Source organism: Comamonas sp. GW821-FHT11H03, assembly GCF_058807955.1.
In genome coordinates, this window is the sequence record NZ_JBXARF010000004.1 from 39,914 (window position 1) to 61,287 (window position 21,374).

A 21,374-nucleotide genomic window follows, 5' to 3' on the forward strand; every position below is an offset into this window, starting at 1 on the left:
GCCCGCTGGAAATTCAATGTCTGAGATAAACAGGGCCAACATCGTTGGCCCTGTTTGTTTTAGCTGAAAAGCCTTCTGGCGAGAAGTGAGCCGGCCGACAGCTCCGCGCTGTCCAGCTTGTCGTAGAGCAGCTCCAGATCGTGCTGAATCGGGTCCAGCGCCGAGACCGGCAGCAGATAGCCGTTCTGGTCGCAGAGCACGCCGTCCATGGTCTGGCACAGTTGCTCCGCCACCTGACGCAGGTGCGCAAACGGCTGCTGTCCACGCGGCACCTGGGCCACATCCAGGCTGAGCAGGAATTCGCGCACGACTGACTGATCCAGATCATCGCCCATGGCGGCCTGGGGATCGTAGTTCAGCACCAGCACCGGCGGCAGGCCCTGGATGGGCGAGGCAAGCACCATGCGGCCCGGCATGGGCGTGATGACAAAGCCCAGGCGCTGGGCATTTTGCTGCACATAACCAGCACTCCAGGATGCCTGACGCGCACGCAGCATAAAACTCAGCTGCGCATCATGCTCGCTGGCGAACTGATCGAGCTCGCGTGCCCGCGAGACCTCATTGAGCATATTGGGCACGTCGGCCATGGCTCCCAGCGCATCGGCAAAGCGCTGCACCTTGGTGACGAATTCCGAAAACTCTATCTCGTTGAGTGCACCGGTACGGTTGGCCAGTTGGACACCTGCCTGAAAGCCCAGATAGCGCTGGCCGGTCTGCAACGGCTCCCACTGCTTGCTGTCCTGGTTCATGCCTTCAATGGCAAAAGGCTTGTTGCCGGCACGGCGGGTGCTGGGCTGGGCCTGCAAGGCCACTTCACCAGGAACAATCTGGGCCACGGTAATCGGAGCAATCGCATCGATCAACGCATCCAGATGGCCGCGACGCTCCACGGACGGGGCGGGAGGAATCGACGCTGCCAAAGGAGCATCCGTCAGCATGGGCTCCACTGCTTGTGCGGCCTGCTCAGTCACGGCAGCAATGCCCGCATCCGTGCGCTGAGCGGTCACCTCTTGCACAGCCTCTGTCTCCTCGGCTTTGTGCTGGGCGGCCGCCAGGGCTTCCTGGCGCTGCGCTTCCTCATGGGCTTCGCGCGCTACCAGACGGGCCAGCTCGGCATCGGCTTCGGCAAAGCGACCTGCGGACTCGGGCAACTGCAGGGGCTCGGTACCGGGAATGGCCTTGCCGAAATCCCCCAGCACGGGCTCATGCTGGTATTTGGTCAGGTCCGCACCATGACCGACGGTGTTCATTCCGGGCTCGAGGCGCTGAGGATCTGTGCTTTCTTCCTCAGGCTCGGCCCGCCTGGGCGCGTTACGGCGGGCAGTCCAGGAGTTGTAGGCAACGATCAGCGCCAACAGCACCACTCCCAGGACGGCCAGACTGATTTGCAAGTTACTCATGTGAGAAAACGGTTCTTCAATAGGGGATGACCGGGCTCAGGATAGCTCAGCCATGGACAGGGCGGACTCCATGTCCACCGCAACAATTCGTGAAACGCCCTGTTCCTGCATGGTCACACCAATCAGCTGTTCGGCCATCTCCATGGCAATCTTGTTGTGACTGATGAACAGGAACTGGGTTCCCTTGCTCATGCTGTAAACCAGCTTGGCATAACGTTCGGTATTGGCATCGTCCAGCGGCGCATCCACCTCGTCCAGCAGACAAAATGGCGCTGGGTTGAGCTGGAAGATGGCAAACACCAGCGCAATCGCGGTCAGCGCCTTCTCGCCGCCCGAGAGCAGGTGAATGGTCTGGTTCTTCTTGCCGGGCGGCTGGGCAATCACCTGTACCCCGGCATCGAGAATTTCGTCGCCGGTGATCACCAGCTTGGCCTGACCCCCACCGAAAAGCTCGGGAAACATGCGGCCAAAATGGCGATTGACGATGTCGAAGGTGCCGGTCAGCAAATCCCGCGTCTCGGCATCGATCTTGCGGATGGCTTCTTCCAAAGTATTCATGGCCTTGGTCAGATCGTCCATCTGCGCATCAAGGAAGGTCTTGCGCTCACGCGCCAGGCTCAACTCATCCAGCGCGGCCAGATTCACGGCCCCCAGGGCCTGGATTTCGCGGTGCAGGCGGTCGATTTCACCTTGCAGGCCGTGCATGCGCACATTGCCTTCGGCAATCGACTGAGCCACAGCAGCCAGATCAGCCTCGGCTTCGGTCAGCAGATTGCTGTACTGCTCCAGACCCAGACGCGCGGCCTGCTCCTTGAGCTGGAATTCTGTGATGCGCTGACGCAGCGGATCCAGTGCCTTTTCCAGGCTCTGGCGGCGCTCGTCGCTGGCACGCAGCTTGTTGGTCAGATCCTCATATTCGCTGCGGCGCTCGGCAACCTCTTTTTCGCGCTGCATCTTCAGATCCAGTGCATCCTGCAGACCGCCCTGCGCCGCGGCGTCAGACAGCCTTGCCAGTTCGTCCTGAGCGCGCTGCTGCTCATCGGCCAGGGACTTGGCCTGTTGGCTGGCGGTTTCGATGGTGCGTGACAGCTCGGCACGGCGCGCATGCAGCGTGCGCTGCGAGAAGGTCGCTTCCTGGGCCTGACGCTCCAGGCTGCGCAACTGCTCGCGCGATTCGTTCAGGCGGCGCTCGGCCTCCAGCACGCGATCGCCCAGCTGGGCATGGCGCTCCTGGCTGTCGGCCAGCTGCATGTCCAGCTCTTCAAAGCGTGCCTCGGCGGCAACCTTGCGCTCTTCGATATCGGAGAGCTGGGTTTCAACTTCGGACAGATCCGCCGAAATTTGCGCGTTGCGTGCCCGCGCCTGCTCGGCCAGTTGAGACAGGCGCAGGGTCTCGACCTGCAGCTCATGGGCACGGCTTTGCGACTCGCTCGCTTCGCGACGTGCGGACACCAGACGCTGGGAGGCATCGGCATAAGCGCTTTCGGCGCGCACCAGAGCCGAACGCGATTCATCGGCGATCAGCGCCTGGGCGCGGACTTCCTTTTCCAAGTGCTCAATTTCCTGCGCCCGCGCCAGCAGCCCCGATTGCTCGGAGTCCTGCGCATAAAAGGTCACGCTATGCGCGGTCACCGCATGACCAGTGGGCACATAAATGGTCTCGCCGGCCTGCAGATCGGCGCGTTTGGTCAGGGCCTCGTCGAGCGTGGGCGCGGTATAGCAACCCGTCAGCCAGTCCACCAGCACGGCGCGCAGGCCGGCGTCATTGATCTTGAGCAGATCACTGAGACGCGCAAAGCGCGCAGCTGACGGAGCACCGGCTGCCTGAGCCTGGCTAAAGAAGGCCAGCCGGGCCGGCGGAGCGTCCTGCCCCCCCGAGCCCAGAAAACCGCGCACCATGTCGAGGCGACCCACTTCCAGCGCACCCAGACGTTCGCGCAGTGCGGCTTCCAGCGCATTTTCCCAGCCCGACTCGATGGCGATGCGGCTCCACAGGCCTTGCATGCCGTCCAACCCATGCTTGGCCAGCCAGGGCTGAAGCTTGCCATCGGTCTTGACCTTTTCCTGCAAGGCCTTGAGCGCATCCAGCCGCGCAGACAGATCGGCGTGACGACTGTTTTCGGCATTCACGGCCTGCTGGCGTGCGCGCCTGTCCTCGTCGAGTTGCGGCACGCTGTCCTGCAACTCATTGAGGACAGCATCGGCCATCTCGGCCAGCTCCTGCGCCTCGGCCAGTTGTACCTGCAGATTGTTCAGACGCGCTTCGTCCGGCGTTTCCAGTGCATTGCGGTCGGCCCGCAAACGTTCATAACGGGTTTCAAACTGGCGGCGCTGCTCATCGAGACTGCGCTGCTCGGCGGCCAGCACCTGAATCTGCTGCTGCACCTGCACCACCGAGTTGCGCTGGTCTGCATCGGCTTTCTGCGCCTTATGCAGAGAATCCTCCAGATCAGGCAGGCGGGTGCTTTGCTCCTCGAGCTGGGCAGCCAGCATCTCGGCCTGCTCTTCGGCATCCATGCCCGCGCCTTCGATGTTCTCGATCTCGCCCTGTGCCTCTTCGCTGCGGCTGCTCCACAGCAGCAGTTGCTCGGCCAGTTGCTGCAGACGCAGTTGCACGCGCTGGCGGCCTTCGACCACATAGCGGATTTCGGCCTCCAGCTTGCCGACCTCGGCAGTGGCTTCGTAGAGCTTGCTCTGGGCCTGGTTGACCTGATCGCTGGCGTCGTAGTGCGACTGGCGCAGCGTCTCGAGCCCGCTCTCGTTGTTGCGGATATCGGCCATGCGCTCTTCAAGCTCGTTGACGACCTTGAGGCCTTCGATGCGCACGCGGTCCTGCTCAGCTTCGGCATCGGCCCGCTTCATGAACCACAATTGGTGCTGCTTGAGCGTGACCTGGGCGTTCAGGCCGTTGTACTTGGCCGCAACTTCGGCCTGCTTTTCCAGCTTGTCCAGATTGGCATTGAGCTCGCGCAGAATGTCTTCCACACGGGTGAGGTTCTCGGTCGTGGCCGAGAGGCGGTTTTCCGTCTCACGACGACGCTCCTTGTACTTGGAAACCCCGGCCGCTTCTTCGAGGAACAGGCGCAGCTCTTCGGGGCGCGACTCGATGATGCGGCTGATCGTGCCCTGGCCGATGATGGCGTAGGCACGCGGTCCCAGCCCCGTACCCAGAAACACGTCCTGAACGTCGCGACGACGCACGGGCTGGTTGTTGATGAAGTAGCTGCTATTGCCCTCGCGCGTGAGCACGCGCTTGACGGCGATCTCGCCAAACTGCCCCCACTGACCGCCCGCACGGTGGTCGCTGTTGTCGAAGGTCAGCTCCACGCTGGCACGACTGGAAGGTTTGCGATGGGTGGTGCCGTTGAAGATCACGTCCTGCATGGACTCGCCACGCAGCTCGCTGGCCTTGCTCTCTCCCAGCACCCAGCGCACCGCATCCATGATGTTGGACTTGCCGCAACCGTTGGGTCCCACCACGCCGACCATCTGCCCCGGCAAAATGAAATTGGTGGGCTCGGCAAAGGATTTGAAGCCGGAGAGCTTGATGGAATTCAGGCGCACGGTGTCGGTGTCGGTCTAGAGGCTGGCCAGCAAAGGCTTGTGATTGGGAAAGAAAAACGGCAAAAGCGGTTGCACAAACGCAAAACTTGAAAAAGCCCTGTTCTTGCTCGCAACCGTCAACAGGCGGGAATCATAACGCGGCCTGCCCCCTCGTCAGCCAAGATTGCTGTATACACGCAAACCATAGCTGCCTGCGCTGGATTGGCAAGGGATTGGGGTGATTCTGATCCGACAAGAGAGCAGCGAGCGCCTCAAGCGCGCGGCTGAAAAGCGATCAGGCCCGCCCCCAGCAGACAGACGGCCACCCCAGCCATATCCCAGGCGCTGGGTTTGATGCCATCCACCAGCCACAGCCACAGAAGCGCCACGCTGATGTAGATGCCGCCGTAGGCCGCGTAGATACGACCAGAGGCCGAGGGATGCAAAGTCAGCAGCCAGACAAACAAGGCCAGACTGACCGCAGCGGGCAGCAGCAGCCAGCCACTGCCGCCTTGCTTGAGCCAGAGCCAGGGCAAGTAGCAGCCCACAATCTCCGCCACGGCGGTCAGGACAAATAGCAGCAGGGTCTTGATTTCAGGCAATTCAATCTCTCACACAGCGAAATGCGGGCATTGTAGAGAGCATGAACTGCCTCAACGCATGGACACCGGACTGAGAGCTGGCATCGGAGATCCCGGCACATTGCCATTGGTGACCAGACTCTCGAACTCGCTGACCGGCACGGGCGGACTCATCAGATAGCCTTGCCACGCATAGCAGCGTATGCCTTCGAGAAAACGACACTGCGCCTGGGTCTCCACGCCTTCGGCGATCACATGCAGACTCAGGCTCTTGGCCAGAGCCACAATGGTGCGGGCAATGGCCGCGTCATTGGGATCGGTCAGCACGTCACGCACAAAGCTGCGATCGATCTTGAGCTGATCCAGCGGCAGCCGTTTCAGATAGGACAGCGAGGAGTAGCCGGTGCCAAAGTCGTCCAGCGAAAATCCGATGCCGTAGGACTTCAGACGCATCATCTTGGCGATGGTGTCGTCCACGTCGGAGACCAGCATGCCTTCGGTCAGCTCCAGCTTGAGCCGACGCGCATCGGCCCCATGCTCGGCAAGCGCCTTGAGCACCTGCTCGACAAATCCGCTTTGATGGAACTGCTTGGGACTGACGTTGACCGAGAGCACCAGTTGCGCATAGCGGGGGTGCTTGGCCCATTTCGCCAGTTGCTGGCAGGCGGCCTGCAGCACCCAGTCGCCCAGGGGCAGGATGACGCCGGTTTCCTCGGCCAGCGGAATGAAATGTGCAGGGGGGACGAAGCCTTTTTCAGGATGCTTCCAGCGCAGCAGTCCTTCGGCGCCAATCACCTTGCCCATCTCCACCTGGGGTTGATAGAACAGCTCGAACTCACCGGCCTGCAGACCGGCACGCATGTCCTGCTCAAGCGTACGGCGCTCCTGCAGCGCCGATTGCAGTTGTGGGTCAAAGAAGCAACTGACATTGCGCCCCTGACTCTTGGCCTGGTACATGGCCATTTCAGCGCGGCGCTGTACCTCTTCACCCGTCAGTTCTGCCTCGCCAAACAGGCTCAGGCCCATGCTGACGGTGATGGAGCGCGGAATACCGACGATCTCTATGGGCTCACGCAATCGGCTCAGCCACTGGTCGGCCTGCTGCTCCAGCCTGGCGGCAGCCGCGACGGAATCGCTGCCAAGGTCCTCGATCAGCAGTACAAAATCATCGCCGCCCTGGCGAGCAATCGTGGCCCCTGAAGGAAGCAGACCACGGATGCGCTGACTCATCGACTGCAGCAGCAAATCGCCCTGATCCAGACCATAGGTCTCGTTGAAGGCTTTGAAGTTATCGATATCCAGCAGCACCACACCACCAAAATGCGCCTTGCGTTGCGCCACGGCCAGAGCCTGTTGCAGCCGATCAGCCAGCAGGCGCCGGTTGGGCAGACCAGTCAAGGCGTCATAGAAGGCCAGACGGCGGACCTCCTGCTCGGCCGCCATACGCTGGCTCTGATCCTGCAGCACCATCAAGCACCCCTCGGCTTGCAACACGGCACTGACCGCAACCGGACGTCGCAGACCGTCTATCCCCCTGAGCATCAATGTCTGCGCAGACACCATGCAAGCCGACGCCTCGGTGGCTAGCTCGTCCCACTGAGCCTGCACACCGTCGGCACGCTCGGATTGGCTCAGCTGCAACGTCCGGCGGGCCTGAGCCCTGGCGACTTCCCAGCGCTGGATGACGCGCTCGCGCTCAGCGGCATCGGGGAACATGCGCTCCCACCACTGCTGGGTTGATACGCTGGGCTTGCCCCCATGGCCGGCCAGACGCAGAAACTCTTCGTTCCAGTAGACCAGGCGCCCATCCAGATCCTCCATGACCAGACCCACCGGAAGTCTTTGCATGAGATTGCGCAACTGCTGATGACCCAGCCGCTCCATCTGCTCGAGGCGCTTGCGCCCGCTGATGTCCTGCACCAGCACCTGCAGGCGCCGGGATTCATGACGTCCGGTCAGAAACGCATTGAGTTCAACCCAGACTGGCGCGCCCTCCTTGGAACGCAGGCAATACTCGCCCGCGTTGTGCTGGAACTGCTGCAAGTCCAGTCCTTCAAGCAGTTGCGCACAGTGCGCCTGGTCTTCGGGCATGACCAGCTCCAGCACGCTGCGTCTGTGAATTTCCTGGGTCTCATAGCCCAGCAACCGACAGAAATGCTGGTTGACCTTGAGTACGCTGCGCGTGGCGATATCAAGCTCGAGCACGCCCATGGCAGCCTGCTCGCACATGGCATGAAAGCGCGCATCACTCTCCTGCCTTGCCTGAGCACTGAACTTGAGGCGCCGGCTCCAGCTCCAGCGGCTTTGCCACCAGCCCGAGACCCAGGCAGCCAGCAGCAGCCCCGCCAGCAGGCCCAGGCTCAATACCAGCCAGGGCAGATACCGCTCAAGCCGTCTCTGAGTGCTGAGCGCGGGCTTGAACTGCAGCGACCAGATGCGGTCATACACCTGTATCTGCCGCTCCAGCGGCTTGATCAAGGCAAATTCGGGATGGGTTTCCGCCTCCGCCCACAGTGAGCCAGTGAATAAAATCTCCGAACCACCGGCAAGCATCGACAGCGGCGTGCTCAGTCTCTTGTGGTCCCCACCGGCCTTTGGCGATGGATCGGCTGGGCTGAGATCCACCAGCTTGAAGGCTACCTGAGGGTAGAGGTTGGCCGGAACCAGCCCCCTCGCAAATTCGCCCAGACGGATCCGTGCATTGAGCGTTCCGAGCGGCTTTCGGGAAGATTCCCCGATAGCGGCGGCGCCCCCCTCCTCTGCTTCAGTCCACAACGGAGCCTGCAACACCACGCCCTTGGGGCTATCGGGCAGTTGCAGAAAGCGAAATGGAGCCGATATCGACATCTGGCGAGAGTTCCATGCCTGCATCAAGGAATGAAATGCCGCCGCCGGCTGACGCGCGTTGCTTCCCGCCAGTGCCTCGTTGCCTATCAGCGGCCAGACGTAGGAAACCTCGAAGGCCTGTGAATCACGCGCAAGATCGGTGTGCAGCTCCGCAGTCACTGCACGGGTCAGACTCAGGGCCTGCAGCCCCACCAGACTATCCTGACTGAGCAGAGCATGGGCATGCTGGGCAAACACCTGCTGGCCCGCATCCGCATTGCTGCCCATTTGCTCGGCGAGCTTGACGAGCAGACGGTCATAGCTACCCAGGCGTTGCTCCAGAGCTCGTATCGCCATATCGGCACTGAGCTGCAAGCGCTGTTGCATGCGCGACTCCTGGCGTTGATGGAGCATCCAGCCCCCCAAACCGCCACAGGAAATTCCAAAACCCAATGCCAGCAGCGCCAACCAGGGTTTACGCACTTTCATCACTGGCTGAGTTGCGAATTGCGACATGCAAAAAACACAAGATTACTGAGTTGCGAGATGGCTCCAGTCGGCAGTGGCGCCTTTCAGCAAAGGCTGCGGCACCATGAGCCAACATGAGGATCGACATAGTTTGTAGGAGCAAACCTACATCCAAAGAACATTCACACCAAGTGATTACCCTGAAAGGCTTGGCATGATTGCATCTAGATTTAGATCAAATCATAGGCATAAGCTTGTGTACCCAATACAAAGCGCTGCAAAATCAAGAGCAACTTCGGGTCGCAAAATTGACAAATGTCAATATTTGTCGGAGCTTAGTCCCATTCAGGCCGCATTACAAACCACGATAATCCGTATCTTTTTAGCAACAATTATGCAGAACCGCAGCGCCCTACCCGGTTATTCCCGCGTGCAGGCACCTGTGGTTTGCCACCGGCAATAAAGCAACCATGCCCCAACGCCCGACCCTGTTGATCGTCTACCACTCCCTGACGGGCGGCACACTCCAGATGGTCGAAGCAGCCAGTGCTGGTGCGCGCCAGGAAGCCGCCGTCCAGGTCCGCTTGCTGCACGCGACCGACGCGGGCCCTCAAGACCTGCTGCAAGCCCAGGGCTATCTGTTTGCGACTCCGGAGAATCTGGCCGCCATCAGCGGCCTGATGAAGGATTTTTTCGACCGAAGCTATTACGGCGTGCTCGACCGGATACAGGGCCGCCCCTATGCCAGTCTGGTCTGTGCGGGCAGTGACGGTCATAACGCAGCTAGGCAGATGGAGCGCATTGCCACCGGCTGGCGTCTGAAGGCCGTGGCAGAGCCACTCATCGTCTGCACCCATGCCCAGACACCGGAGGCCATACTCGCCCCCAAACAGATACAGGCCGCCGATTTGCAGCGCTGCGAAGAATTGGGGCAATCACTGGCCACGGGGCTGGCCTTGGGCATTTTCTAGAAAACCAGGGTTTACCCGCATCATTCTGGACAGGACAGACTCCAGACAAGGGCAAGAATGGGGCCTTCGAATCGGCTTGTATAAATGTGCCATCATTGCGCGCACATGCTTTTCCCCGATGCGCGCCCCCAAAGCAGGCATAGTCTGCGACTTCACCAGCTCTTGCGTCCATGATTGAACCAGACACCGCACGTCCCAAGCGCACGCCTCGCGGCCCCAGTCCGCAAAAGACTCAGGCCACGCGCCGCTCCATCGTGGCGGCTGCGTTTGCAGAATTTCTGGAACACGGCTATGCGCGTGGCACCACGGCTTCGGTGGCACAGCGCGCAGGACTGTCAAAGGTCACGCTGTTTCGCTATTTCGACAGCAAGGAAGCCCTGTTCGAAGCCGTCATCCAGACACATATCGCCTCGGCCGCCGTGGCCTTGCAGTCCAGTCCCATGCACGAGCATGAATCGGTGGGCGAGTATCTTCTGCGCACCGTGGGCGCCGCGGCTGAGGTCATTGACAGCAGCGGCCGCTCTGCCACGGCCAGACTGGTCGTCGCCGAAGGCCTGGAGTTTCCGCTGCTGGCGCAGATGTATCGCCGCTACGTCCACGACGCCTTGCTCGAGCATTTCACCCGGCTCGCGCAGCTGGCCGCCCAACGCAACGAGCTCAAGGCACCCGAGCTGGTGCAGCATCCGGAGTTGCTGCTCGCGCCTCTGTGGCTGGCCATGATGAACAACACCGTGATTCACCCCGAAGTTCCCATGAATGCCGGGACCCTGTTCCGGCTTCAGGTGGCTCTGCTGTTCAAGATGCCTTGAGTGTTGGCGCGCCGGAATTTCAATGAAATCCGGCCTAATCGCTTACTGGCAAAGCGATAGTAGCTATCAAAAACAAAGCCGCAGTCTTTCGGGCTGCGGCTTTGTTTCTGGAGCGAGTTGCCTCCATCAAACCGGCTGTGCGGCCTCTTCCCCACCCAATGCCTTCCACAAGGTCACCCGGTTGAGTTGCTCCGACAGGCGCAGGCCTATCAAGGTCTGCTGCGCGGTATAGAGGCTGCGCTGCGCATCCAGCACCGTCAGATAGTTGTCCACGCCGGCCTTGAAGCGAGCATTCGACAAATCGAAGGCTTTTTGCGTATTGGCCACCATGCTGGTCTGGGCGGCCAGCCGCTCATCCCACTGGGCGCGGTCGGCCAGCACATCCGCCACCTCCTTGAAGGCGGTCTGCACGGACTTCTCGTACTGACTCAGCGCAATGCGCTGATTGCTTTCGGCCACTTGCACATTGGCGCGGTTGCGCCCGCCATCAAAAATCGGCAGCTTGACCAGAGGGATGAAACTCCAGGTGCTGTTGTTGTTGCCGAACAGGCGGTCCAGCTCGTTGCTTCCAGAACCGACACTGCCGGTGAGCGTGATGCTGGGAAACAGCGCCGCTCTGGCTGCGCCAATATTGGCATTCATGGCCTGCAGATTGCGCTCCGCAGCCTGCACATCCGGGCGCCTGAGCAGCACCGATGAGGGCAGAGGCACAGGCACAGCCTTGAGAGCCGCCGTGTCTGCCGCGCCCGTCAGGGTCTGGGCGGTGGGCAGCAGTTGTGCAGGTACCGAGCCGCCCACCAGCAGTTGCAGGGCATTGCGATCTCTGTCGACCTGAGAGGTATAACTGGCCACATCACCGCGCGCCGTATCGACCGTGGTCTGGTTCTGGGCCAGCACCAGGCCGGAGGTCGAGCCCAGCTCATACATGCGCCTTGTCAGCTCGAAAGCCTTGATGCGGCTGTCCAGCGTGTCCTTGGCCAGCTGCAGGCGCGCCTGATCGGCAGCCAGCGTCAGCCAGGCATTGACCACATCGGCCACCAGACCGATCTGCACATTGCGCTGGTTGTCCTGGCTTTGCAGAAACTGCTGCAGCGAGGCTTCGCTCAGATTGCGGATGCGCCCCCACAGGTCCAACTCGTAGCTGGCGAAACCCAGCTGGGCCGTGTATTGCTCGGTGATGCTGGAACGCCCGGCCGTCGTCAGATCGCCTGCAGTGCGCGTGCGATTGCTCTGCGCCTGGGCAGTGATGCCCGGCAGCAGGTCGGCTCTGGTGATGCCGTACTGGGCCCGGGCCTTCTCGATGTTTTCCAGCGCAACGCGCAGATCGCGATTGTTGCTCAGCGCCAGCGCCACCACCTCGCGCAGCTGCGGCGAGTGCAGCCATTGCAGAGCCTGGGCCTGTTGCAGCGCCGCCTCGCTGGCCTGGGCCGGGATGGCATTGCCGGAGACGGTCTCGGGCACGGGCAGATCAGGCGTTTTATAGACCGGCGCCAGATTGCATCCCGCCAGCAAGGCCGTCACCGCAGCGGCCGCCATGGTCGAAAATTTCATGCTCAGGCGCCTCATGCTGCGCTCTCCTTGTTGACGTCATGCGCCTCATCGCTGCGCGAGTGGCTCTTGAACCAGCTGCGCACCAGCAGGAAGAACACCGGCACCAGGAAGATGCCCAGCACCGTCGATGCCACCATGCCGCCCAGCACGGCCGTGCCGATGGCATTGCGGCCACCAGCACCTGCGCCGGTGCCGATGGCCAGCGGAATCACACCGAAACCAAAGGCCAGAGAAGTCATCAGGATGGGACGCAGACGCAGACGCACGGCTTCCACCGTCGCATCGAACAGCTTCTTGCCTTGCTCCTGCAGCTGCACCGCAAACTCCACGATCAGGATCGCGTTCTTTGCCGCGAGACCTACGGTGGTGAGCAGGCCGACCTGGAAATACACGTCGTTGGTCAGGCCGCGCGTATAGGTCGCCAGCAGCGCGCCCACCACACCCAGCGGCACAGCCAGCATCACCGACAGCGGCACCGTCCAGCTTTCATAGAGTGCGGCCAGGCACAGGAAGACGAACAGAATCGAGATGGCATACAGCATGGGCGCCTGCGCACCGGACTGGCGCTCCTGCAAGGAGGCTCCCGTCCATTCGTAGGCAATGCCGTTGGGCAGCTTCTTCAAGATGTCTTCCACCGTCTCCATGGCGGTACCCGAGCTGATGCCCGCTGCAGCACGGCCTTCAAACTCATAGGCAGGGCTGCCGTTATAGCGCAGCAGCTGGGGCGAGCCGTAGGCCCAGTAGGTTTTGGAGAAGGCTCCGAAAGGCACCATCTCGCCCTTGTTGTTGCGCACCGTCCATTTGGCAATATCGCTGGGCAGCATGCGGTACTGCGCATCACCCATGATGTAGACACGCTTGACGCGACCGTTGTTCAGGAAGTCGTTCACATAGGTGCCGCCCATGGCGCTGGAGAGCACGCTGTTGATATCGGTGTACGCCAGCCCCAGAGCGGCAGCCTTGCGGTCATCCACATCCACGCGCAGCTCGCTGGCGTCTTCCAGATTGGTGGTGCGCACAGCCGTCAGCAGATTGTTGGCACGCATTTCGCCAAGTACCTGATCACGCGCGGCGAGCAGCGCTTCATGGCCCACACCGTTGATGTCCTTGATCATGAAGTTGTAGCCCGAGCTCGAACCCAGGCCGCGCACTGCAGGCGGCAGCACCACTTGCACACGGGCATCGCGGATGCCGGCCAGCTCCCGGGTCGCCTTGTTCGCAATGGCTGCGGCCGATTGCGAAGGCAGAGGCCGCATGCTCCAGGGCTTCAGGCGAATGAAGCCGCGCGCAGAACTCTGGTCGCCGTTGAGGCCGGAAACCTGGTTGAAACTGATCACATCCGGCTGCTTGGCCAGATATTCGCGCACCTGGTCCAGGACCTCCTGCAGACGGGCGTCCGAAGCGCCAGACGGCAGATTGACGTTGACATAGACAAAGCCCTGGTCCTCGTCAGGCAGAAACGAGGTGGGCAGCTTGGCCATCAGCAACCAGACTGCGGCCAGCACGGCCAGGAAGATCAGCATCATGCGCTTGGCCCGGCCCAGGCTGAAGGCCACCGTGCTCTGGTAGCGGTTGGCAGCCGCATCGAAATTGCGGTTGAACCAGCGGAAGAACCGGTCGTTGATGCCCAGAACCCCGGAGCGTATGGGACGCTCGTGGCCATCTCCGTGACTGAGATCCGGGGCCTTCAGAAGCGTCGCGCACAGCGCCGGCGTCAGCGTCAGCGCCACGAATACGGACAGCGCCATGGCCGCCACGATGGTGATGGAGAACTGGCGATAGATCACACCCGTGGAGCCGCCAAAAAAGGCCATGGGCACGAACACCGCCGACAGCGTGACCCCGATGCCGACCAGCGCAGGCGTGATTTCCTTCATGGACTGGCGCGTCGCCTCCTTGGGAGACTTGCCTGTCTCGTGCATCACCCGCTCCACGTTCTCGACCACCACGATGGCATCGTCCACCAGCAGGCCGATGGCCAGCACCATGGCAAACATGGTCAGGGTATTGATGGAGAAGCCCGCCACGGACAGCACGCCGAAGGTGCCCAGCAGAACCACCGGCACGGCAATGGCGGGGATCAGCGTGGCGCGGAAGTTCTGCAGGAACACGAACATCACGATCACCACCAGCACCATGGCCTCGCCCAGCGCATGCACCACTTCGCTGATCGAGGCCCGCACAAAGGGCGTGGAGTCCGAGCTCACGAAATAGTCGATCTGGTTGGGAAAGAAGGGCTTGAGCTCGGCCAGCTTGGCGGCCACTGCATCCGACACCGCCATGGCGTTGGCACCGTCGGCCAAGATGATGCCCATGCCTGCGCCCGGCATGCCGTTGAGCTTGGCCTGGATGGACAGATTGTCGGCGCCCAGTTCCACCCGGGCCACGTCCTTGATGGTGACGACAGAGCCGTCATTCGAAGACTTGAGCACGATGCTCTCGAACTGCTCCACGGTCTTGAGCTTGGTGCGCGCCGTGATGGTGGCATTCAGCTGCTGGTTCTGCACCGCAGGCAAGGCTCCCAGCTGACCTGCGGATACCTGGGCATTTTGCGCGTTGAGCGCATTGCTCAGATCGGACGGAATCAGCCCGTACTTCTCCATCTTGGCCGGGTCCATCCAGATGCGCATCGCATAGGGCGTGCCGAAGACGTTGATGTCACCGACACCTTCGATGCGCCCGATGATGTCCACCAGATTGCTGTTGATGTAGTCGCCGATGTCCACGGCGGTCACATCTTCATCGGGCGAATAAAAACTGTAGGTGACCAGAAAATCCTGGCCGCCCTTGTTGATGAAGACGCCGCGCGTCTTCACGGAGTCCGGCAGGCGGTTGACCGCGCCCTGAATCTTGTTTTGGACCTGCACCTGCGCCACGTCGACATTGGTGCCCGGAGCAAAGGTCAGCGTGATGCGAGCCTGACCCGACGCATTGCTGGTCGAGCTCATGTAGAGCATGTTGTCGATGCCCTTGATCTGCTGCTCGATGATCTGCGTCACCGAGTTTTCGACCGTCTCGGCCGAAGCACCCGTGTACTGGGCGCCGATGGTCACGCGGGGCGGAGCGATCTCGGGGTACTGCTCCAGTGGCAGCAGCTTGATCGACAAAGCCCCGGCCAGCATGATGATGATGGCGATGACCCACGCGAAGATGGGCCGGTTGATGAAGAACTGAGCCATGTATGTCGCCTGCCTTGCTTACTTCTTGGCAGGCGCATCGGCAGCGGCCTGGACAGGCGGCTCGCCACGCTGGCTCTTGCGCTCGGCCTTGGCCTTCAGATCCACCTCCACGGTCTGGACCTTGTCGCCGGGCTTGATGCGCTGAAAGCCATCCACCATCACACGCTCGCCGGCTTTCAGGCCCGTCTTGAGCAACCAGAAAGCACCCACGGCGCGATCGAGCTCGACATCGCGCTTTTCAACCACATCGCCATCCTTGACGACCATGACATTGGCACGTCCGGTCAGGTCGCGGGTTACCGACTGCTGCGGCACCAGCAAGGCATCGGGTGCCAGAGCCGTCGGCAGCAAGGCCTTCACATACATGCCGGGCATGAGCATGCCGTCGGGATTGGGCACCTCGGCGCGCAGGGTCAGCGTGCCGGTGGTGTCGTTGACGATCACGCCCGCAAAGGCCAGCTTGCCCTGATGCGGGTAGTCGCTGCCGTCGTCGAGCTGGATGCGCACGGGAATCTTGTTGCCTTCCACCTTCTGGTAGCGGCCGGACTCCAGATCACGCTTGAGCTGCATCAGATCGGTGCTGGACTGGGTGAAGTCCACATACATGGGGTCGAGCTGCACGATGGTGGTGAGCGCCGTGGCCTGATTGGCCGTGACCAGCGCGCCCGGCGTGACGGCAGACAGCGCGATGCGGCCACTGATGGGAGCCTCGATGCGGCTGTACTTGAGATTGATGCGTGCTGTTTCCAGATTGGCCTTGGCCACGGCCACGTCCGAAGCGGACTGGGCGGCCGCCGCCTGGCTTTCGTCAAAGGCCTGCTTGCTGATCGCGTCGATCTTGACCAGCTCGGCATTGCGCCGCGCCGTTGCCGCCAGCGTGCGCTGGCTGGCTTCAGCCTTGGCCACGGCGGCTGCTGCACTCGCCTCGGCAGCCTTCAGCGATGCGGCATCGATCTGATAGAGCTGCTGACCCTGTTTGACCTGAGCGCCTTCGGTGAACAAACGCTGCTGAATGATGCCCGAAACCTGGGGGCGTACTTCGGCCGTCATGAAGGCACGGGTACGCCCTGGCAGGCTGGCATCCAGCTGCTGGCTTTGCGACTGCAAGGTGAGCACGCCGACCTTGGGGTCGGACTTGACCGGGCCTTTTTGCTCCGCCTCGGGCTTGGAGCAGCCCGCCAGCGCTGCGGCGATCAGCATGGCCCCCACAGCCAGCGTCCAGCGCTGCTGGTGATGACCCTGCCGGCCTGCCCCGGGGAGGCAAGAAAAATGCGCCTCTCGGCGCGGTCTCGGCGAAGCGGGCTGGTCAATCTTCATACGTGGAACGGTCTGAACTAAGGAACTTGTCAACATTGTGCGCCGACAATATTAATAAAATGTAAAGCAGCCGAGAGCGCGATGACATGCCAGCAATCACCCACTTGCCATTCTTCTGTCACACAGGCATGCAAGACACGCTGCGCCATCGGCTTGGTGGCGTCACTGTAGAAAGCCTTGACTACAAGGCTCCACCTCATAACGGACTAGAGCCGGTCCCCGCCGCACTCCGCAATCAATGGCCGGCAGCGCCATCAATTTCAGTACAGAAGCCGCTTTTGCTGCCAAATCAATGCTGCGGCTTGCCCGTGCGTACACGCAAGATGCTGAAAACTCCGGCCAGCGCCGCAAAACAGCCGGCCACAGCCAGCGCCAGCAGTTCGGCATTGCCGCCATGCCCGCCCGAGATGGCAAAGATGGTGGCCAGCACCACGGCACCCAGCGTCTGCCCGGTCATGCGGGCCGAACTCAGCATACCGCCCGCTGCACCGCTGCGCGACATGGGGGCCGAGGTCACGATGGTGTGATTGTTGGGCGACTGGTAGAGCGCGAAGCCGCTGCCCGCCAGCAGCATGCGCCAGACCATGTCCCAGTGCGCCACATCGACCGGCATGGCCGCCAGCAGCCACAGTCCGCAGGCAAACATCGCCATGCCGATGCCGCCCAGCAGTCCGTCGGGATACTTGCCGATCAGGCGCCCGGCCACTGGCGCCGTCAGCACGGTGGCCAGCGGCCAGGCCGTGATCAGCATGCCTGCCTCCATGGGTGACAGACCGCGCGCCTCCAGCAGCAGAAATGGCAGGGCCAGATAGGACAGCATCTGCGCGCAAAAGGCAGAGACCGAGCCGCACATCGACAGCCGGAACACGGGAATGCGCAGCAGATCGACCGGAAACAAAGGAGCCGCCTTGTGCCACTGGCGGCGCAGATAGACATATCCGACCACCAGCCCGGCGCCCAGCAACCACCAGCCCGAAGCCATCAGCGAGCTGCCCGCAGCGCCCTGATCCTGCCCCATGCGCACGCCCAATTGCTCACCGCCCAGAAAAAGCAGAGTGAACATCAGGATATTGAGCAATACGTCAAGCGCCGCTATCGGCTCGCCATCCTTGCGCACCACGGGATTGGACGGCAGTGCCTTGCGCCCCATCCACAAGGTCATCAAGCCCAGCGGCACATTGATGGCAAACAGCCAGGGCCAGCTGGCGACCGACAAGATGGCAGCGGCCACCGAAGGCCCGGCCATGGACGAGGTCGCCACCACCAGCGAGTTGATGGCCATGCCGCGTCCCAGCATGGCGCGCGGATAGGTCAATCGCACCAGCGCCGCATTCACGCTCATGATGCCGGCCGCACCCATGCCTTGAAACACGCGCGCCGCAATCAGAGTGGCCAGCGAGCTGGCCAGCGTGGCCGCCACCGATGCAATGACAAACACCGTCATGCCCAGCAGATAGATGCGCCGGTAACCCAGGCGCTCACCCAGCGCTGCCAGCGGCAGCAGCAGCACCAGACCGGCGAGCTGATAGGCGTTGACCACCCACAGCGTCAGGGCCGAGCTGGCCTGCAGCTCGCGCGCAATGGCGGGCAAGGCCAGGTTGACGATGCTGCTGTCCAGCACCGACAGGGTGAGACCCAGAATAATGACCAACATGGCGCGGCCACGCGCGCCATCGGGCAGGCCGTCATAAGCCGCAGGAGCTTTGAGCCCAGCTTCATTCGCGGGCTCAGTCATGGGCGGCTCGCTTTGCACCGGCCAACTTGCCCAGCGTTATCCAGGTCAGCGCCACGCCTACCAGCGCTCCGGCTGCCATGCCCACCACCATCGGCAGGGGCTCGCCGTTGGAAAAATGCCCCACGATCTGCATGGCCGCCGCGCCGCTGAGCATCTGCAGCGTGCCCAGCAGGGCCGAGGCCGTACCGGCAATCTCACCATGCTCTTCCAGCGCCAGCACCGAGGTGGTGGGAATCACCAGTCCCATGAAGGCACTGGCGATGAAGTACAGCACGATCAGCACTGCCAGTTGCTCGCCACCCATGAGGTAGTAGGCCAGCAAGGCCGCCATGGTGAAGCCCGAAGCCGACGCCGCTGCCTTGACCACATTGACCAGGCCAAAGCGCTGACCTAGCCGCCCCGTCAGCTGCGATGCCCCGATAAAGGCAATGGCATTAAAAGCAAACGCCATGCTGTACTGCGTGGACGACAGGCCGTAATAGTTGATCAGCACAAAGGGCGAGCCTGCCAGATAGACAAAAAAGCCCGCCATGGCGCAACCACCGATAAACACCAGACCCAGGTAATGCCAGTCGCGCAGCAGGCTCAGATAGGCCTTGAGCGCGCCGCCAAGGCTGCTGTCCAGCCGCGCCTCGGCCGTGCGGGTCTCTTCCACACCGCGCCAGGTGGCAATCAAACCCAGCAAGGCGGCGGCTGCAACCACCCAGAACACGGCACGCCAGCCTGCCGCCGCAATCACGCCACTGCCAGCCAGCGGCGCCAGAATGGGCGAGACGCTGAAGACCAGCATCAGCAGCGACATCATGCGCGCAGCGGCATGGCCGGTATGCAAGTCACGCACCACGGCACGCGGCACGGCCATGCCAGCGGCAGCGCCCAGGCCCTGCATAAAGCGAAAAGCCACCAGGATCTCGATATTGGGGGCCAGCGCGCAACCCACGCTGGCAATTGCAAATACCGCCAGACCAAAATACAACGGCGGCTTGCGGCCCACCATGTCGGAGACCGGGCCGTAAAGAAGTTGACCAACGCCGATCGAGAGAAAAAACGCCGTCAGGCTGGCTTGAACAGCGCCGACTTCGGCACCCAGGCTGGCGCCAATTTGCGGCAGCGCGGGCAAATACATATCAATGGCAAAGGGACCGATGGCCGACAACAGGCCCAAAATCAGCACCAGACGCAGGGAAACAGAAGCTTGCATAGGGGCCTGATTGTCGTGGTAACTTGATTTATTTGCTGGACGAGCGCTGTTTTCATGCATAGCAGCGCAGGCTCAGAGTACAGCGCCAGCAATAGCGCTGCTTTCCACCCAGTCATCGGCGCAACGATTGCGCCAGCAGCTCGCACAATCGAGCTACTGCGAACCTTCCCTGATCCTGCCGTGATTGCTGCAAGTTCCTCCAACCGACTCTTTTCCCTCTCGCTGCCCGCTCTGGCCGCGCTCTGCATGCTGACTCACACCGCCAGCGCCCAGACGGCAGCGCCCTTGCCCGCCTTTCAGCTCTCGCCAGACGCCAGCATGGTGATAGACACCCGTGCCAAGCTGGCCTGGCCGCGCTGCGTCGAGGGCATGAGCTGGAATGGCAAAGCCTGTGCCGGCAGCGCCGAGGTCTTCAGCTACAAGCAGGCCATGAGCCATGCCGCAGAACGCAGCAAGGCCGAAAACCTGCGCTGGCGCCTGCCACGCGTCAATGAGCTCAAGCGCCTGCTGGACCGCAGCAGCAAGCCCCAGGGCCTGAACCCCGAACTCTTTCCCAACGCGCCACGCGACTGGCACTGGACGGGCACGGCCGCCGTGAATGCCCAGCGTCTGAACAGCTATAACTACGCCCAGGTGGACAAATCCAGCAGCCTCTCCGGCCTCTCGGCCCAGCAGGCCTGGGCGGTCAACACCGAGACTCTGCAGGCGGTGCCCGATATGGGCAAGGGCAACGCCTTGCTGCTTCGCCTGGTGCGCCCGGCCACCGAGGCCGAGCTCGGCCCCCAGACTTCAAGCGCACCATGAAAAAAGGCCTTGCCGCTACGGCAAGGCCTTTTCAAGTCCCGCACACTCAGCCGGCGCGCAGCGCCGCCTTGAGGCTTTCGCCCAGTTCGGGCTTGTGCGCAAACGGATCCGTCGGGTTGCGGCCCTGCACCACATCCTCCAGACGCACCTGCACCGAGCCCAGGGCCTGCGGGTGGCTGTAGATATAGAACTGGCCCGAGGCAATGGCATCGAACACCTTCTGCGCCACCTCGGCTGCCGTGACCTTGCCCGAGCCCACCGCCTTGTCGGTCATGGCCTGGCCTATCTTCTGGCTGGCCGTCAAAGGCTGCGCCTCCAGGCCCTGGGGACGGTTGCGCTCGCTGTGACCTATGCCCGTGGGCACAAAGAAGGGGCACAGCAGACTGGCGCTGACCTGGTCCGAGACCAGGGCCAGGTCCTGGTACAGCGTCTCGGTCAGCGACACCACCGCGTGCTTGCTGACGTTGTAGATACCCATGTTCGGCGGCGCCAGCAGACCTGCCATGCTGGCGGTGTTGACAATATGGCCTTCATAGGCGGGATCGGCCTTGGCGGCCTCCAGCATCATGGGCGTGAACAGGCGCACGCCATGGATCACGCCCCAGACATTGACGCCCAGCACCCATTGCCAGTCGGCCACCGTGTTTTCCCAGACCAGGCCGCCCGCGCCAACGCCCGCGTTGTTGAAGACAAAGTGCGGCGCACCAAAGGTCTCCTTGACTTCGGCAGCCAGTCGCTCCATCTGGGCCGCATCCGACACATCGACCCTGCGCGCCAGCACCTTGACTCCGGCGGCCTTGAGCTCGGCCTCGGCCTTGTCCAGCGCCTCCTGCTGCACATCGACCAGCACCAGATTCATGCCCCTGGCAGCTCCAATGCGCGCGCATTCCAGCCCGAAGCCAGAGCCCGCACCCGTCAAAACTGCCGTCTTTCCCTTGAAATTCGTGATCATTCTTGTCTCCGGATATTTTTCTACGAATACACCCGCG

At 62.1% G+C, this 21,374-nt stretch carries 13 protein-coding genes; 3 read left to right on the forward strand and 10 right to left on the reverse strand.

The genetic code is table 11. The annotated features are described in order from the left end of the window. Positions 1-59: 59 nt before the first annotated feature. The 4 genes from AC1RTQ_RS10580 to AC1RTQ_RS10595 all read right to left on the reverse strand — a co-directional run bounded on the left by AC1RTQ_RS10580 (position 60) and on the right by AC1RTQ_RS10595 (position 8,737). The gene (locus AC1RTQ_RS10580) at positions 60-1,400 is read right to left on the reverse strand and encodes a cell division protein FtsZ (RefSeq protein WP_492875554.1); all 1,341 of its coding nucleotides are present in this window, start codon (positions 1,398-1,400) and stop codon (positions 60-62) included. A 36-nt stretch (positions 1,401-1,436) separates the two neighbouring features. Beyond that, on the reverse strand, positions 1,437-4,964 hold the full coding sequence (gene smc / locus AC1RTQ_RS10585) for a chromosome segregation protein SMC (protein ID WP_492875556.1): 3,528 nt from the start codon (positions 4,962-4,964) through the stop codon (positions 1,437-1,439). 251 nt (positions 4,965-5,215) lie between these two features. Next, on the reverse strand, positions 5,216-5,545 hold the full coding sequence (locus tag AC1RTQ_RS10590) for a YnfA family protein (RefSeq protein ID WP_302090396.1): 330 nt from the start codon (positions 5,543-5,545) through the stop codon (positions 5,216-5,218). A 51-nt stretch (positions 5,546-5,596) separates the two neighbouring features. Then, positions 5,597-8,737 (reverse strand): bifunctional diguanylate cyclase/phosphodiesterase, encoded by a 3,141-nt coding sequence (locus AC1RTQ_RS10595; protein WP_492875558.1) that lies wholly within the window; start codon positions 8,735-8,737, stop codon positions 5,597-5,599. A gap of 551 nt (positions 8,738-9,288) precedes the next feature. Between AC1RTQ_RS10595 and AC1RTQ_RS10600 the strand changes: the two genes are divergently transcribed. Then, positions 9,289-9,789 carry a flavodoxin family protein gene (locus tag AC1RTQ_RS10600; protein WP_492875560.1) on the forward strand — a complete coding sequence of 167 codons (501 nt, stop codon included), beginning with the start codon at positions 9,289-9,291 and terminating at the stop codon, positions 9,787-9,789. A gap of 170 nt (positions 9,790-9,959) precedes the next feature. Continuing rightward, complete coding sequence (locus AC1RTQ_RS10605) at positions 9,960-10,598, forward strand: TetR/AcrR family transcriptional regulator (RefSeq protein WP_302090394.1); 639 nt, start codon at positions 9,960-9,962, stop codon at positions 10,596-10,598. Positions 10,599-10,724: 126 nt separating this feature from the next. Here AC1RTQ_RS10605 and AC1RTQ_RS10610 read toward each other — a convergent pair whose 3' ends face one another. The 5 genes from AC1RTQ_RS10610 to AC1RTQ_RS10630 all read right to left on the reverse strand — a co-directional run bounded on the left by AC1RTQ_RS10610 (position 10,725) and on the right by AC1RTQ_RS10630 (position 19,581). Continuing rightward, on the reverse strand, positions 10,725-12,149 hold the full coding sequence (locus AC1RTQ_RS10610; RefSeq protein ID WP_492875562.1) for an efflux transporter outer membrane subunit: 1,425 nt from the start codon (positions 12,147-12,149) through the stop codon (positions 10,725-10,727). 11 nt (positions 12,150-12,160) lie between these two features. Continuing rightward, on the reverse strand, positions 12,161-15,328 hold the full coding sequence (locus tag AC1RTQ_RS10615; protein ID WP_492875564.1) for an efflux RND transporter permease subunit: 3,168 nt from the start codon (positions 15,326-15,328) through the stop codon (positions 12,161-12,163). A gap of 18 nt (positions 15,329-15,346) precedes the next feature. Beyond that, entirely contained in the window at positions 15,347-16,645 is a 1,299-nt protein-coding gene (locus AC1RTQ_RS10620) for an efflux RND transporter periplasmic adaptor subunit (protein WP_492875566.1), read from the reverse strand. A 289-nt stretch (positions 16,646-16,934) separates the two neighbouring features. Continuing rightward, positions 16,935-18,380, reverse strand: coding sequence for an MFS transporter (locus tag AC1RTQ_RS10625; protein WP_492875568.1), 1,446 nt, complete (start codon positions 18,378-18,380; stop codon positions 16,935-16,937). Next, positions 18,373-19,581 carry a multidrug effflux MFS transporter gene (locus AC1RTQ_RS10630; protein WP_492875570.1) on the reverse strand — a complete coding sequence of 403 codons (1,209 nt, stop codon included), beginning with the start codon at positions 19,579-19,581 and terminating at the stop codon, positions 18,373-18,375. Before AC1RTQ_RS10630 ends, AC1RTQ_RS10625 begins: the two co-directional genes overlap by 8 nt. Positions 19,582-19,827: 246 nt before the next feature. Here AC1RTQ_RS10630 and AC1RTQ_RS10635 point away from each other — a divergent pair, with 246 nt between their 5' ends. After that, a complete protein-coding gene (locus AC1RTQ_RS10635; protein ID WP_302090388.1) occupies positions 19,828-20,385 on the forward strand; it encodes an Lcl C-terminal domain-containing protein in 558 nt (185 codons plus the stop codon). A 46-nt stretch (positions 20,386-20,431) separates the two neighbouring features. Here the strand turns inward: AC1RTQ_RS10635 and AC1RTQ_RS10640 are convergent, their stop codons facing one another. Then, positions 20,432-21,337: an SDR family oxidoreductase gene (locus AC1RTQ_RS10640; protein WP_492875572.1), complete on the reverse strand. Its 906-nt coding sequence runs from the start codon at positions 21,335-21,337 to the stop codon at positions 20,432-20,434. Between the last annotated feature and the right edge of the window lie 37 nt (positions 21,338-21,374).

Coding starts and splice junctions, on each gene's coding strand:
- AC1RTQ_RS10580 (WP_492875554.1), bottom strand. CDS start 1,400: ATGAGTAACTTGCAAATCAGTCTGGCCGTCCTGGGAGTGGTGCTGTTG.
- AC1RTQ_RS10595 (WP_492875558.1), bottom strand. CDS start 8,737: ATGCAACAGCGCTTGCAGCTCAGTGCCGATATGGCGATACGAGCTCTG.
- AC1RTQ_RS10600 (WP_492875560.1), top strand. CDS start 9,289: ATGCCCCAACGCCCGACCCTGTTGATCGTCTACCACTCCCTGACGGGC.
- AC1RTQ_RS10605 (WP_302090394.1), top strand. CDS start 9,960: ATGATTGAACCAGACACCGCACGTCCCAAGCGCACGCCTCGCGGCCCC.
- AC1RTQ_RS10610 (WP_492875562.1), bottom strand. CDS start 12,149: ATGAAATTTTCGACCATGGCGGCCGCTGCGGTGACGGCCTTGCTGGCG.
- AC1RTQ_RS10615 (WP_492875564.1), bottom strand. CDS start 15,328: ATGGCTCAGTTCTTCATCAACCGGCCCATCTTCGCGTGGGTCATCGCC.
- AC1RTQ_RS10620 (WP_492875566.1), bottom strand. CDS start 16,645: ATGAAGATTGACCAGCCCGCTTCGCCGAGACCGCGCCGAGAGGCGCAT.
- AC1RTQ_RS10625 (WP_492875568.1), bottom strand. CDS start 18,380: ATGACTGAGCCCGCGAATGAAGCTGGGCTCAAAGCTCCTGCGGCTTAT.
- AC1RTQ_RS10630 (WP_492875570.1), bottom strand. CDS start 19,581: ATGCAAGCTTCTGTTTCCCTGCGTCTGGTGCTGATTTTGGGCCTGTTG.
- AC1RTQ_RS10635 (WP_302090388.1), top strand. CDS start 19,828: ATGCTGACTCACACCGCCAGCGCCCAGACGGCAGCGCCCTTGCCCGCC.
- AC1RTQ_RS10640 (WP_492875572.1), bottom strand. CDS start 21,337: ATGATCACGAATTTCAAGGGAAAGACGGCAGTTTTGACGGGTGCGGGC.